General features: G+C 38.8%; 10 protein-coding genes. 7 read left to right on the top strand and 3 right to left on the bottom strand.

The genetic code is table 11. The features are described 5' to 3' along the window. Positions 1 to 193: 193 nt before the first annotated feature. Positions 194 to 727, bottom strand: a complete 534-nt coding sequence (locus bsdcttw_RS15655) for a P-loop NTPase family protein (protein WP_185255782.1) — start codon at positions 725 to 727, stop codon at positions 194 to 196. 597 nt (positions 728 to 1,324) lie between these two features. Here bsdcttw_RS15655 and bsdcttw_RS15650 point away from each other — a divergent pair. Together bsdcttw_RS15650 and bsdcttw_RS15645 are read left to right on the top strand one after the other, a co-directional pair. Then, entirely contained in the window at positions 1,325 to 2,215 is an 891-nt protein-coding gene (locus bsdcttw_RS15650; protein WP_185255781.1) for a helix-turn-helix domain-containing protein, read from the top strand. A 39-nt stretch (positions 2,216 to 2,254) separates the two neighbouring features. After that, positions 2,255 to 2,920, top strand: a complete 666-nt coding sequence (locus bsdcttw_RS15645) for a hypothetical protein (protein ID WP_185255780.1) — start codon at positions 2,255 to 2,257, stop codon at positions 2,918 to 2,920. Between the two features lie 93 nt (positions 2,921 to 3,013). Here bsdcttw_RS15645 and bsdcttw_RS15640 read toward each other — a convergent pair whose 3' ends face one another. Then, a complete protein-coding gene (locus bsdcttw_RS15640; protein ID WP_225903677.1) occupies positions 3,014 to 4,522 on the bottom strand; it encodes a glycoside hydrolase family 43 protein in 1,509 nt (502 codons plus the stop codon). A gap of 259 nt (positions 4,523 to 4,781) precedes the next feature. Here bsdcttw_RS15640 and bsdcttw_RS15635 point away from each other — a divergent pair, with 259 nt between their 5' ends. Then, positions 4,782 to 5,648, top strand: a complete 867-nt coding sequence (locus tag bsdcttw_RS15635) for an AraC family transcriptional regulator (RefSeq protein ID WP_185255778.1) — start codon at positions 4,782 to 4,784, stop codon at positions 5,646 to 5,648. 168 nt (positions 5,649 to 5,816) lie between these two features. Here bsdcttw_RS15635 and bsdcttw_RS15630 read toward each other — a convergent pair whose 3' ends face one another. Beyond that, positions 5,817 to 6,764 carry an AraC family transcriptional regulator gene (locus bsdcttw_RS15630; RefSeq protein ID WP_185255777.1) on the bottom strand — a complete coding sequence of 316 codons (948 nt, stop codon included), beginning with the start codon at positions 6,762 to 6,764 and terminating at the stop codon, positions 5,817 to 5,819. A gap of 326 nt (positions 6,765 to 7,090) precedes the next feature. Here bsdcttw_RS15630 and bsdcttw_RS15625 point away from each other — a divergent pair, with 326 nt between their 5' ends. The 4 genes from bsdcttw_RS15625 to bsdcttw_RS25075 all read left to right on the top strand — a co-directional run bounded on the left by bsdcttw_RS15625 (position 7,091) and on the right by bsdcttw_RS25075 (position 15,384). Continuing rightward, complete coding sequence (locus bsdcttw_RS15625) at positions 7,091 to 9,202, top strand: glycoside hydrolase family 36 protein (protein WP_185255776.1); 2,112 nt, start codon at positions 7,091 to 7,093, stop codon at positions 9,200 to 9,202. 291 nt (positions 9,203 to 9,493) lie between these two features. Next, positions 9,494 to 11,548, top strand: a complete 2,055-nt coding sequence (locus bsdcttw_RS15620) for a DUF2264 domain-containing protein (protein ID WP_185255775.1) — start codon at positions 9,494 to 9,496, stop codon at positions 11,546 to 11,548. A gap of 178 nt (positions 11,549 to 11,726) precedes the next feature. Continuing rightward, the gene (locus bsdcttw_RS15615; RefSeq protein ID WP_207726418.1) at positions 11,727 to 13,424 is read left to right on the top strand and encodes a heparinase II/III family protein; all 1,698 of its coding nucleotides are present in this window, start codon (positions 11,727 to 11,729) and stop codon (positions 13,422 to 13,424) included. 145 nt (positions 13,425 to 13,569) lie between these two features. Further along, on the top strand, positions 13,570 to 15,384 hold the full coding sequence (locus bsdcttw_RS25075; RefSeq protein WP_185255773.1) for a family 43 glycosylhydrolase: 1,815 nt from the start codon (positions 13,570 to 13,572) through the stop codon (positions 15,382 to 15,384). Positions 15,385 to 15,452 lie beyond the last annotated feature (68 nt).

The raw sequence follows: 15,452 nt of genomic DNA, 5'->3' as shown, positions 1-15,452 counted from the left end.
AGGTATAAAAAGTTAATTAAATTGACAGAATAACTTCAGAATAAACCTAATGGATATTCTGAAGTTATAATACTTTTATGCGGAAGGAAGGAATGCTGCTTGAATAAGAAGGTTTTCTTATTTATAATTGTTGTCATTCTGGTATTTCTGCTTATAAGCTGCTCACCGGTAAGAACAATGATTCCTCCGAATATTATTGTATTGCAGCAGAGGTTCTCCATTCCTTTAACAGGGTATTCATTTTTCTTCTGCTGTCTATAACAAGTAGCGGTTTGTCCGGATATTTTCTATGTAGATCCATTATTGCAAGCTTACGTGTTTTAGAATAATTCCATACTCCCATTAAAAAATGGAAATATTCCCGATTAAATCTTTCTTTCAGATAGGAAGGCATATCCGAACGCTTTTTGGTGTTTCTTATAAATACACTATACATACATATTAAACGATTTATATCCAGTAATATAATCAGGTCAGCCGATTGATAACGCAGCTCCATTGTGTCTGAATGATTGCCGTCAATAATCCATTTCTCTGCGGAGGTAAGTTCTATCTGTTTCTTTACCCATTCCTCTTTAGAGGGTTTTTCCCAGTTGGGTCGCCAAAATAAAACATCCAGATGAAAGAGGGGCAGACCCGTGATAATAGCTATTTCTTTGGACAGGAAGCTTTTTCCGCTGCCGTTATTTCCTATAATAATTATACGGTTATAATTCGATATTTTCATTCCTACTATCCCCCAGATTTTCTCCATACTTGTCATCAAATATTATACCATAAACAATATCCACTAATATACAGTAAGATATAAGTAGCATAACGGATGTTAATAAAGAATTACCGATTCCAGAAGTTACCTTAGGTCCCATTAATAATATATTACATAAATGTTACAAAAGTGTTACAATGAATTTGTTACTAAGAGACAGGCAACTTACAAGGAGGATAACAATTATGTGTTTTAATTTTAGTTCATGCCACTTTAGTTCAAGTCATTTTAGTGAATTATGTAGACATCTTTTAAAATACTGCAGTTTCAGTTCCTGCTATTAATAACCTATCATTGTTTTTGGCTCACCTTAGAGGTGAGCCTTTTTTATATCTACCTTAACAAAATTTATTTTCTGAAATGCTTGAATTGAATAATAATTAGATAGGTGGTACACAAATTTCATTCTTCTTTAGGCTGTAACAATAGAATAGGCTGGACATTATCACATATTTAGGATACTATTTGGGTAAATTTAGTTTATTCTATGAAATAGCAATTAAAATCAGGTTTTAAACAATTCGTTATGTTATAATTTTCCGGAGGTTGAAATAAATGGATTATTCTGCTAATGTACAAAATTCAATCACATTTATTGAACAGCATCTATGTGATGAACTGACACTTGATGAAATAGCGAAGGCAGCTGGATTTTCAAGGTATCACTTTCTTAGAATATTTAAGAAGGAGCTGGGGGTTGGAATCCGGGATTTTATTTTAACCAGGCGTATGATTAAGGCGGCAGAGCTTCTTTTAACAACCGGGATAAATGTTATGGATATAGCAGTTTTGCTGCAGTTTGATTCACAAGAAGCTTTTACTCATGCCTTTAAGAGGGAATATTCGCTTCCGCCCGGTCAGTATCGCAGAGCTATGATGAATGTGATTAATACGAGAAAGGAGACTTCTGTTGTAATGTATAATCAAGTAATTCCCGGATGGATCATAACCGGAAACATGCCAAAACTATATAGTGTAGCTCCTGATAATGAAAATAATTACAATGGGGCAAATTCAATTATGATAAAAAACAAGTCTGAAATATTAGAAACCGGAGCATTTTGTACGGTTTTACAGCAATTTAAAGCAAGGAATTATATCGGTAAGAGAGTTCGCTTCTCGGGGTATGTAAAGTCCCAGGAGGTAAAAGAGTGGGGGGGCTTATGGATGCGTATTAATAGCACAACTGCTAATATCTTAAGAATAGATAATATGCAGAACCGCCCTATAAAAGGAGATACTGATTGGACGAAATATTCTGTTGTACTTGATATTCCAGAGAACAGTTCTATCATAAATATAGGTGTACTATTAAACGGAAGTGGAAGAATGTGGCTGGCGGGAGTGGAATTCGAGGAAGTTGACAAATCAGTAAACACTACAGATGTAGATTTAAGTTATGATTTGCCGGAAACACCGGTCAATTTGTCATTTAACGGTAATTAATATTTTACTTAAGTAATTTATTTGGTAAGGAGATTTTTGATGAAGACGAAACATGATAAATACGCAATTGAATATGGTTTAATCATAGTTATGACCCTAATTGTGAGTGCTTTTACCTTTGTAAGCTATAATCTTCCGGCAAATTTAATGCTAAGTTTGTTTGCTGTAACCTTGATAGCGTTATTGTACATATGGAGAAAAAAATTAACCAGGAATAACCTATACGTAAACAATATACTCAACCTTTTATTTGCTAATATTGGAGCATATATTATGATAAAATACCTTGCAATATCAATCGATTCTCTAATCGGATTCCTGGCAGGTGTTGCCGTAATAGATGTTTTGAGCTTTACAAGACATGGAAAAAGAACATTAAATGCGAAGCTTATGAGCAGTACAAAAAGTATAGCCCGTTTGTCTATATGTCTTCCTGTTGCGGGTAAGGCTGGACTCCAACCGATAATCGGTGTAGGAGATTTATTATACTATTCTGTCATTACTATGTATTTTGTTCAGGCAGACGGAATGGAAATCGGCTTACGTACAGCGTTATTTTTGTTAATAGGTCAAATACTAAATATTATTGGTATTGTAGTTTTGAAAAAGCGTTTGAAAGAGCAGTATAAAGGTTTTCCAGCTACTATCTTTCCAGGTATATTAATTCTTATCGCAATAGCTGCACATATTATTGGTGTAGTATAAAAACCAATCAAATGCTGGAAAAAACATGATTGGAAAAAAAACTCCTTCATCACGAATAACTATGGGATGAAGGAGGATGAATCCGGTAAATGTTTAATCTGTTAAATAGCGGCAGCTAAATTCAGTAAATTCAGCGGAATTCGGGGCTTCCTCGCTGAATGCATAGAGCCCAATGATTACCCCTGTAAACCCGCCTGCTACTTCGGAGGACAAATAGCGGGTTAGTCCATCTCCAAGTGTATGCAAACCCTCTGAAGTTATTACAGAAAATGAGTACTTCTGATTTTCGGATTCTATATATAGTTTGGCAGTGTTAAGGTCACCAAGAGGAAATGAACTCTCAATGGATTTTATATTACCAATACATAGACGAAGTATTATATGATAGCTTTCAGCTATCTTTTTTATTGCCAGGTCATAATGGTGATTCTCATCCATCATGATAGTAATGCCGGCTTCACCATGATTAATGGTAACCTCACAGGTAATACGGGCAGAAAAGTCTTTCTGCCTTATACCGAGAAATGAAGGGGAGTCCGCTTCATTAAGAGAAATATTGGAACCGGTTAATGTAAGCTTATTATCTGTAAAAATATAATTATCATAGTTAGGATGCCTTAAATAGCACCAATCAGTATTGAATGAGGTGTTATGAAATGTGTACAGTGAATTCACTTCTTGAGTGGTTGTTAAGTAGGGTACCTCCACAAATTCTTTTGTTGTTCCACAGTCACCGGCAGTAAACCAGCCGTCTTCTTTAAATTCTACAGAAGTAAGAAAAACCTCTCTTCCCAGGTGATGAAAGGTAGACCACTGACCTGTTTGCCGGAAGCCAAGATGAATTAGCCAGTAACTTCCGTCAGGAGCCTGTATGAGATCACCATGACCAATTCCCTGAATGGGATATCCACCGAGATTCCTGTTAGTTAAAACCGGATTATAAGGATAACTGGTAAAGGGACCATAGGGAGAGCTGCCTCTTGCATAAGTTACCATATGGCCATATTCTGTACCGCCTTCGGCTGCAACGAGATAGTAGCTGCCGTTAATTTTATACAGGTGTGGTCCCTCCAGATAACGCCCTCCTGAACCTTGCCAGATACTCCTGCTGGGAGTAAGCTTTTCTCCCGTCAAAATATTAATTTCGCATTGGACAATACCGCCGATACCATTATCATCGGTTCCATTACTCATAAAATAGGTATGACCTGCCTCGAAATAGAGGGAGGGGTCAATGCCGCCCTGATCTACATAGAGTGGTTCGGACCATTCACCATAGATATCATCAGTCCAGACATAAAAGTTCTGATGGGTAGTATCATTGGTAGTGGTCATATAGAAACGATTTTCATGGTAACGGATGGTAGGTGCGAAAACTCCGCCGGAACTGCTTACCTTATCCAGCGCAATATGTCTTCTTCTGGTAAGACAATGACCAATCTGGTTCCAGTTTATCAGGTCCTTGCTTTCAAATAATGGGACTCCAGGGAAATAATGCATGGAACTGCATACCAGATAATAAGTGCCATTGGCATAACAAACACTGGGATCGGGATAAAACCCTTTTATAATTGGATTTTGAAATTTCATTATGATAATCATACCTTTCTCATAATCTGTAATTTTTAGAAATGCATAAATCTTTACTTTTTGCTCGAAACGCCTCTCCCTAATGTGCAAAATCTTTGGGTTTTGGGAGTTGCCGGGTGCAAATGTCCGCTTAAAATAGAACATTCTAACAGTAGAACGTGATTGACATAGCATATAAGCGCACGTATAATACTTAAAATAGCATTTCTTTCTCTGATTTTCTATGAGATATAAGACGATTTTTAGCATAAAACAGACAGGAGTGAGCCCGATGTTTGAAATGAAACTTGAGTTTTTTCATGACGACAGGAATTTCCCATTTTTTATTCAATATGGTTATCACTCCGGTGATTTTTTTAAGCATGTTCATCAGGATTTTACAGAACTGGTTATTGTTATGGATGGTACGGCGGCTCATGTGGTTGGTAACGAAGCCTATACCGTTTCCAAGGGGGATGTATTTGTCATCGGACCCAATACTGTTCATGAATTTAAGAATTCCCATGATTTTATTCCCTGTAATATTATGTTCAGACCTGAATTTTTTTTCGAAGATATGTACCAATTGAAAGAATCTCCTGGGTTTCATGCTTTATTCTTCTTAGAACCATACATCTCAAGAGAATACCAATTCAAAAACAGGTTGAAACTGTCATTAGAAGATTATCAAAAAATCTTGCTGCTTATCGATAAGCTGATGAAGGAGTATCAGGAGAGGCAGGATGGCTGGAAGGAGATGATACACTCCTGTTTTATGGAGGTAGTGGTGCTTTTATCTAGAAGATACCATATGCCGGAAAAGACAGAGCATCCCGGGGCTTTGCTTGTGGCAAATGCAGGTTCTTATATTGAAAAGAACTTTAAAAAAGATATAACTGTAGGGGAAATGGCGGAAGCAGCATGCTTGTCAGAGCGACATTTCTCACGTATCTTTAAAGAGACCTATAAGATGACCCCTCTGCAGTATGTAATTCAGTTAAGGATTTTGTATGCTGCCTCTCTTCTAAAAAATACCGGAGGGACAATTACAGAGATTGCACTAATAAGTGGATTTTCTGATAATAACTATTTTGCCAGGTGTTTTAGAAGATATTTTCAGATGTCTCCCGGAGAGTATCGCAGGAGTCATCTGGATTAGAAAATTTATTCTGTTAATAATTTTTTTATGAAGTCTTCAAACAAAATACACAATTACAAGTTATACTGCCTTAAGGTAATAACAAGGTCCCCACCTTGCTGACATAAACTTTTTCATACGGGAGAAGTAAACTTTTGTTTGCTTCTCCTACTCCTCTTTTATCCGGCACTATAAAGATTCTTTTGGTGAGGATTCTTTTGCTGAGAAAAACATCTCAAAACCTTCATTTACTTCTGAATTACCTTTCATTTTTCGATAATCCTTCGGCGAACAGCCATATTCCTCATAAAAAACTCGTGTAAAATGCTGTCTGCTGTTTATGCCAACAGATATTGCGATATCTACGATAGGAAGATTGCTGTTTGTTAAAAGTACACTTGCCTTTTCCATCCTAATCCGATGCAGCGAACGAATGATGCTTTCACCTTCGGTTTGCTTATAAGTACGCTGCAAATACGCATCTGAGATTCCGAACAAATTCGCTATATCGCTGATATGGATGTCGTTTTCATAATTTTGTTCCAGATATTCCTTTACCTTCTTAACATAACGATTACCCCTTGAAGTCTTGCCTCTGGTTTCCGCCTGCCTTGCCAAGAGAATTAAAAACTGAGCCAGGTACAGATTTTGTGCCAGAGAACCTTCGGCCTTATCGGTTATAGAAATGTCGTAATACTGAATATTTTGAATTAGAAATAACATTTCATTGTTCTTATCAGACATAAATGAAAAGTCATCCTCACGATCTAAAAATGTTCTAAGTACAGGGGATTTTGCCGTGAAATTACCGATACGAAGGCCTGAAACCGCTTCTTCCAAAAGAATTTCAATATTCAGTATCCTGCAAAAACCATCCCGTTCCACATTAAGTGAATGAAAGACACCGGAATCTATTATGATATAATCTTCTTTTTTCATTATATAGTTAATAGTGTTTCCACGGCTGTCAATACAGGTTACTTCGCATTTCCCATAAGTTACATACATGATTTCCAGTTCAGTATGGGTATGAGGCTCCATTTCATAAATGGAAGCGTTGAGGGAATAGTACCGTTTCAACCGGAACCATTTATGTTCAATATTTTTATTTTTCCATAGACAAAAATCTCTATTCATGAATTAAACTCCAGTCACATACTTATCTTCATGATAATAGCCAGTCCAACTTAACCATCTCCTAAACCCTAAGCATCATACAATAAAAAGGTCAGAATATGTTCCGTGGGAATTATCTTATACATTATGTCTTCCCTATTGGTGTCCCACTTATTATACACTATATTAAGATTTATTAAAATTACCAAAAAGTCATAATGATTTCTAAATTTGTGATGTATAGATAAAGCAATGGCTTTTGGAACGGTAATGGAAAAAAGAATTATTGTACAGGAACTAAAATATATTCTAAGCAGAAAAAATGACCTACCAAGGAGATTAACCCTATGAACTTAATTACAATTAATGAAAATAATATTCACATGGTCCTTGAAATTACAGAGGAAAATCAGTTAAAACTGCTTCATTTCTCGGCACTTCCTTTTCACCGGGAAGAAATTAAGGCAAGAAGTCTGGAAGGGAGCTTCAATCTGGTTGAAGTGGATATCGCCGGGCTTGACAGACCATTAGAACGCCATGGTACAAAGTATATCGTAACAGCTCCTGGATATCGCATGAAATACAAGAACCATAAAGATTATCATAATTCCCTGGGAAGAAAATTAGAATTTATAACCTTTGACGAAGAGACCGGGATAACCGTAACAAGCCATATCCAATTTTTTGACGGAATTTCAGTAGTCAGGTCTTGGAGTGAGGTATTAAATAATGGGAGTGAAGTACAAACACTGACCTATATTTCCTCCTTCAATTACACCGGAATTGAAAAGGAAGGAATTCTTCCGAGAGATAAAAAGATGTCATTAAAGATTCCTCATAACTCCTGGCAGAGAGAGATGGATTGGCAGACCTACACTTTGGAACAGCTTGGCATCGGACAATCACAGCCGGTTGTAGAACAGCGTTCATCCAAAGCGGTGGGGATAACCAATACCGGTAACTGGTCAACCAAAGAATATCTGCCCATGGCATTTTTAGAGAATATAGAGACCGGTTCCAATCTCTTTTGGCAGATTGAGCATAATGGTTCCTGGCACTGGGAAATCTCAGACCAGTCAGCACATTTATACCTGGCTCTTAGCGGACCCACTGAAACAGAGTCTCACTGGTTTAAGAATCTGAAACCGGGAGAGAGTTTTCTCTCTGTACCGGTTGGAGTTGGTGTAAACCATGAAAACTTTGATGCCGCAATGGGAGAGTTGACGAAATACCGAAGAATAATAAGAAGACCTAATAAGGATAATGAAAGTCTTGCAATTATCTTTAATGATTATATGAACTGTCTTTGGGGAAATCCTACGGCGGAGAAGGAATTTCCCTTAATAGATGCAGCCTGTGCAGCCGGCTGCGAGTATTTCTGCATCGATGCCGGCTGGTACTGTGCAGGTCCCTGGTGGGATAATGTAGGTGAGTGGATAGAATCGAAGGAACGCTTTCCAAAGGGGTTAAGAGAAGTTACTGAATATATCAGAAGCAAAGGAATGATTCCGGGTGTATGGCTGGAGCTAGAAGTTATGGGCATACATTGTCCGGTAGTGCCAAGGGTCTCAGAAGACTGGTTTTTTGTACGTCATGGTAAAAAAGTCTTTGACCGTTCCAGATATCAACTGGATTTTAGAAACCCTCAGGTTATCGATTATGTAAATGGTGTAATGGACAGGCTGATAAGGGAATATGGCATTGGCTATATTAAAATGGATTATAATATTGAGCCGGGTATTGGTACAGAACTTTATACAGATAGCATAGGAGATGGCCTTCTGGGTCATGAAAGAGCCTATTTAGCTTGGCTGGATTCGATATTTACAAGATATCCTGATCTAATAATCGAAAACTGCTCCAGTGGAGGTCTTCGTATAGATTATGCTATGCTTTCCAGGTACTCCATACAATCTACCAGTGATCAGGACGACTATAGGCGCTATGCTACGATTGCAGCGAATTCACCTACAGGTCTCACTCCGGAACAGTCCGCTATTTGGTCATACCCTATGACAGACGGAGACAGAGAAGCGACTGTATTTAATATGGTTAATGCCATGCTGCTTCGAATCCACCAAAGCGGTCATCTGGGAAATATAAACGAAGAAGGAAAGGCACTTGTAAGAGAAGCCTTGGAATATTATAAGACTATGAGGGCTGACATCAAAGAAGCCTTGCCCTTCTGGCCTTTGGGGTTGTCCAAATTTTCTGATACCTGGGTCAGCCTCGGACTTAGGACAAAGGATAAACTCTATGTTGCCGTCTGGAGAAGAAACAGCAGCGAAGAGGAATGTGTTCTGCCAATTAACTATACCGGAGGCAGAAACTGTACTGTAAAGTGTGCGTATCCAAGTTTTAACGAATGCAGCTATAGCTGGAATGACAGCCATAAGACTTTATCAGTCCTAATGCCGAAACAATTTACAGCCCGAATCTTTGAGTTTGATTTACAATAACTTGCATTATGATTAGACAAGGAGAAAGATTTAACAGGTTTAGGATGAGTTTATATAGTTAAATAAAAACTGTAATAAATAAAAGCTCTGCCGAGGATGATGGATGATTTGCCATACCTTGCAGAGCTTTTATTTTAACATTTTGTTCTGGGCCTTAATAGCAGAAATGGTTAGTAAAAAACACAATAGGTTATTTATAATCAGACAGGAAAACTATACAATAAACATAATAGTGGAACCTTTTGGACAGAAAACGTCCGTCTGCTAAATAAGTAAGGGAGAATCAAGGAAATGATATTTCGACCCAAAACATTGGATTATACATTAAGTCCCTACACTGGACTTACCAGAGAGAGCTGGATAGAGGCGGGAGAGTATCTTCTAACAGGTATTTTCCAAAACATCAAATCTATTCATGATCCTGTCATTGTACCTAGAAAGGAAACGAAAGTCACCTATCCGCATATGGATGCTGCAGAAGGCCAAAGGGAAGTAGAGAGAAAGGCAGAGATCTTTGAGGGATTGGCAAGATCCTTCTTTCTGGCAGCTCCATTAATACGTAATAATCCGGAGACTGCCATCTGTAATTACAGGCTCAAAGATTATTATAAGGAACATGTGTTACGAGCCTGTACCTCAGGTGATATAAATTCTGTGGGAAGCTATGAGGAACAAATGAAAACGGTAGGAAATGGAGATCCCTTCAGAGCATTTCAGCAGACCGTAGAAACCTGTGCCTTAGTGGTGTGCCTGTGGAATTGCAAATCAGAAATATGGGACACATACACGAAGGAAGAAAAGGATACTATCGCAGCTTTTCTCACCGGCTATGCTCATGCCAATACAGTTCCCCAGAACTGGCGTCTGTTTAATATGCTGGACCTGGCATTCCTGCACAAAGAAGGATATCCTATAGATGAGGATATAATGAGAGACCATGCTCAGGCAATCTTAAATTACTATGCGGGAGATGGCTGGTACCGGGATGGTCATTCCTTTGATTACTACTCCTGCTGGGCATTTAATGTCTATTCACCAATCTGGAATCTTTGGTACGGCTATGAAAAGGAGCCTTATCTTGCGCAGAAATTCGAGGAAAACTCTAATAAATTAATGGAAACCTATGGGGATTTCTTTGATCGTGACGGCTTTACAAACATGTGGGGAAGAAGTAATATCTACCGTAATGCAGCAACCAGTGCCTTCGATGGCAATATGCTGTTAAAGAATTCTAAAGCCGACCCCGGTCTGGCAAGGCGTATCGCCTCCGGTTCGCTGCTGCAATTTTTGACAAGAGAGGACTTCCTATATGAAGGGATTCCTACTTTAGGATTTTACGGACAGTTCACACCTTTGGTTCAGGGATATTCCTGTGCAGAATCTCCTTTCTGGCTGGGAAAGGCCTTCCTCTGCCTGCATCTGGAAGCAGAACATCCCTTTTGGAGTGCAAGGGAGAATAACGGTACCTGGGACAACCTTAAGGAGAAAGAAGTGAAAGAGACAACTCTTAATGGGCCTGCACTATGCTTTACCAACCATGGTTCCAACGGAGAGACGATACTGCGAACAGGTAAGGTAGTAAAGAATATCGGAGATGAGCATGGGATGTGGAATTATTCTAAACTATGCTTTAACTCAAAATATCCATGGGAATCAGCCCCATCGAAAGAGGTGGAAGCACAGCAGTATGTGCTGAAGGATCTGACCTCCGGTGAATATCTAAAAGGTAATGTTACCTTCTGGCATGGGAAGAAAGAGGAGGTATTATACCGAAGACAATTCTTTCATTATGAATTATCCAAAGAAAGTACCTGGATACAGGCGGTAAATCTTGCTGATTTTACTGTGCCCAATGGTATAATCCGTGTGGATAAGCTAAAGCTTCACAGAAGACCTATAGAATTGACATTGGGTGCTTATGGTTTTCCGGACAATGGAACAGAAATAATACATCTGGAAAGAGATAATGGGAAAGCAATTATCTTAAAGGGACATGATTTTACGGGAAGAGAGAAACAGCTTGCTATGACGTTGTATGATGGATGGGATGAGATTAACCTTCTGCACAGTGAAGGAACCAACCCGGATTCAGCTAAGTCCATTATTGTATATGGAAAGCTTACTAGGAAGAAGCAATACGGCTATGAACCTTATATTATAATTTCACAAGTTATTACAAAAGAAAGCCTGGAGGATTTTACGGAAGAAGAGCTTTTCCCCATTGCTTCCATCCAATATACCGATAAGGAAAATTGCGGCGGTTATGGGCCGGTTACCATTTCCCTCAAAGATGGCAGTAATAGAGTTGTTGCGTTTGAAGGAATTGAAGGAAATCTGCAGTTGTAATTACAGCCGATAATTCGAAAGAATGCGGTCGGAACAGGTAACTTTGTTTAAGAAACGGTAGGACTACGCAATTGTGTGTGGTCCGCCGTTTTTTTATAATATGAAGGATATCTTGAATGAGCTTGATCCTTTTGAAAGAAGGGAATTATAAAGAATACCTGTGGGAACCGGAATGAATATGAGAGAACAATTACAGAAACTATTGTATCAATATGAACAAGACATTAGAGCCGAGGTAACTAGGCTTCGCAGGGAACCAATGCCTGTATTGACAGAAACATTATTCTCGTTGTTTGAGAGAACTGGAAATAGACTTCAATATGAGGAAAAATATTTTCTGCGCAGAAAGTACCTGCTGGTATTTGGGATGGCTTCAGTATTATGGCACAGGAAAGAGGATATCCTGATGCTGGAAGAAGTAATACAGGGTATTTGCAATGAAGTCTGTTGGGCTTTGCCTGCCCATGTAAATAGAGAGAATAATGATTGGGAGATAACCATAGATTTATTTGCAAGTGAGACTGCCCAATCCTTATCAGAAATAATCAGTCTGTTAAACTCAGAATTATCGAAAGAAATTCAAAACCTAGTCAGGGAGCAGGTATATAGAAGAGTCTTGGAGCCCTTTTATCAGTCAGAGAGTCCATATGCAGACTGGGAGAGAGGCACCAATAATTGGTGTGCTGTATGTGCCGGTTCCATCGGAAGTGCTGCCATTTATCTTATGAATGACAATGAGGATAAATTAAACACATGTCTGGATAGAATTGTGAAGGCATTGAAATGGTATATGAAAGGTTTTCCGGCAGATGGTACCTGTATGGAAGGCTTGGGATATTACACCTATGGTATGACTTACTTTACCGGCTTTGCAGAGCAGTTATTTGAATATACACATGGGAAAATTAATCTTTTAGCTGCAAAAAATTGCGCCGAGATTGCAGTTTTTCAGCAGAAATGCTATTTCACAGGAGGAATTACTCTAAGCTTCTCGGATGGCAGCAGCAGAGAGAAGTTTCGTATAGGGTTAACCTGCTATCTGGCTTCTCATTTTAAGGAAGTGGAAGTTCCTGACCTTGCTCTTGCAGCAGGGGTCCTGGAAGATCCTTGCGCCAGATGGATGGGGGCATACAGAGACTATAGCTGGACAAAAAAGTATATGGTGGAACCGTTGCAGGTGCAAGCAGCAAGAAAACCCTTTGAGATATTGCCCGATGCCCAATGGGCTGTTTTTCAAAGTGCTTCCGGGGCTGTGCTGGCAGCCAAAGGCGGGAATAACGGTGAACCGCACAATCACAATGATGTGGGCAGCTTCCTGTATATGAAAGAGGGGGAGATGCTTTTAGAGGACCTTGGAGCCGGAGAATATACAAAAGAATATTTTGGTGAAGGACGATATGAGATTCTTTGCAACAGTTCTCTGGGACATAATGTTCCTATTGTGAATAATAGATTTCAAAAGGCTGGAAAACAATATACCTGCGATAATTTTAAAGGAGATGGAGAAGGAAATATCTTAATTAGTTATGGCAAGGCATATGGTGATGATTCTCTGGATTCACTGATACGTATGATTCATTTTGTGCCTTCAAGCGGTGTGACAAGAATTGAAGACCGGTTTTGGGGGAATAAAAATAAGCTTACTGCTACCGAGAATCTGGTAACCCGTTATGAGCCGGTTATCAATAAGAATGAGATTCTTATTCGTGGAAGAAAAGCTTCTATAAGAGTTCAGTTCGAGGAATATTTGGAAGAGATACATTTCCTGCCTAGAATACACACAGACCATGAAGGAAAAGAACAGAGAATCTGGCTGATACAATGGGAAGTACCGGTAAAAGACGGTTATGGAGGTATGGTATTTTACATAAAGTAATTGCTTTATTAAATTATACAGATTATACGATATAGCACCATAAGTCCTGTATTTATATATGCAGATGTATTGAAAAGTGCCTTTGGATGCTCGTATTTATATAATTGAAATCAAAATAACATTCATATAAGTGGAGGAATATTTTATGCAGGAAGAAAAAAGATATTTATTCGTACATTTTACCGGAGAATCTTCAGAGGGAGAGCAGATTTATTTTTCTGTCAGCCGTGATGGGTTACACTGGCAGGATTTAAATGATGGTAAGATGGTGGTACAATCCTGTATCGGTGAAAAGGGTGTCCGGGATCCTTTTATATTGCGTTCCCAGCTGGATGGGTATTTTTATATTCTAGGGACTGACCTTCGGATTGCGAATGAAAAGGGCTGGACTATAGCACAAGAACAGGGAAGTATGAATATGCTTATCTGGCAGTCAAAGGATTTGATTCACTGGTCGCAACCCTGGAACTTTCAGGTGGATATACCGGGAGCTGGCTGTGTATGGGCACCGGAAGCAATTTATGACACGGAGGAGAAGGCTTACCTGGTAATCTGGGCATCCAAAGTGAAGGAATCAGGTGAAGAAAGAAAACATAGGATTTACTGCTCCTATACAAAGGATTTTGTAGAGTTTACAAAGCCTCAGAAGTATATTGAACGCAGTCATGATATCATAGATACCACTATCATAGAGGAAGAGGGAATCTTTTACCGCTTTTCCAAGGATGAAACGACTAAAAATATTCGAATGGACTTTGGAAAGCATTTACAAGGAGAGTTCCAGGAAATTGTATCAGAGTCTTTGAACTCAATTATGGGAGTTGAAGGCCCAATAGCTTTTCCATTGAAAGAAAATGGTACCTGGTGCCTGATGGTAGATCAATTTGCTGAAGGGCTTGGATATCTGCCATTGATTTGTAAGGATTTAAAAGAAGGAGTCTTTCAAAGGGCAGACACTGAACAATATGATATGGGGAAGAATCAGAAACGGCATGGTTCCATATTGGTATTAAAAGAGGAAGAATATAACAATGTCCTGAACTACTGGGGGAATAATGTCTTAAAGCCTTTGGTTCCCGGTTTATTTGCAGACCCGGATGTTATTAAGTATAAAAATAAGTATTATTTGTACCCGACTACCGATGGTTATACCAATTGGAGCGGTACCCAGTTTCATGCTTTTTCTTCTGATGACCTCAGAGACTGGAAGGACGAAGGTATTATTCTGGATGTTGCTACAGAACAGGTACCTTGGGGGACAGGCTGTGCTTGGGCACCGGCAATTTATGAAAGGGAAGGAAGCTTTTATTATTATTTCTGTGCAAAAAGAACGGACGGTGTTTCCTGTATCGGAGTTGCTGTCAGTGATTCTCCTGTGGGCAGTTTTAGAGCGGAACCAACCCCACTTATAACCCCTGAGATTCTAAAAGCAAGCGGAATTGAAATGAGTCAAACTATCGACCCATCTATTTATGAGGAGGACGGAGAGGTTTATCTGCTTTTTGGTAACGGAAGTGCAGCTATTGTTAAGTTAAGCAAAGATTTAACTCATATACTTCCTGAGACAATGAAAAAGCTTGAGGGTGCGGATGATTTCAGAGAAGCAATTACAGTTCTTAAAAAGAACGGAATCTATCATTTTACCTGGTCCTGCGATGATACCGGCAGCGAAGATTATCATGTAAACTATGGCATATCAGAGTCTCTGTATGGCCCGATTCAGTATCAGTATCCGGTGCTTATGAAAAATACAGAACTGGATATTCTGGGAACCGGTCACCACTGTATTTTTAAAGAACCGGAAGAAGAGAAATATTATATTGTATATCACCGCTTTGGGACACCATTAAGTAAGTATACGGAAGGAAAAGGCTTTCACCGGGAGTTAAGCATAGATAAGATTGAATTTAAAAATGGACTGCTGCAACCGGTAAAGGTAAGCCAGAACAGTAAAATATAATATTTGTGTTGCCTCCATAAAATCTCCACATCGATTTTGTATTATCATCTTGTTGATTTACAAATAAA

The sequence above is a fragment of the Anaerocolumna chitinilytica genome (assembly GCF_014218355.1).
Lineage (GTDB): Bacteria > Bacillota > Clostridia > Lachnospirales > Lachnospiraceae > Anaerocolumna > Anaerocolumna chitinilytica.
The sequence above is the reverse complement of the archived record's forward strand: the minus strand, read 5'-3'. Positions and strand labels throughout refer to the sequence as shown.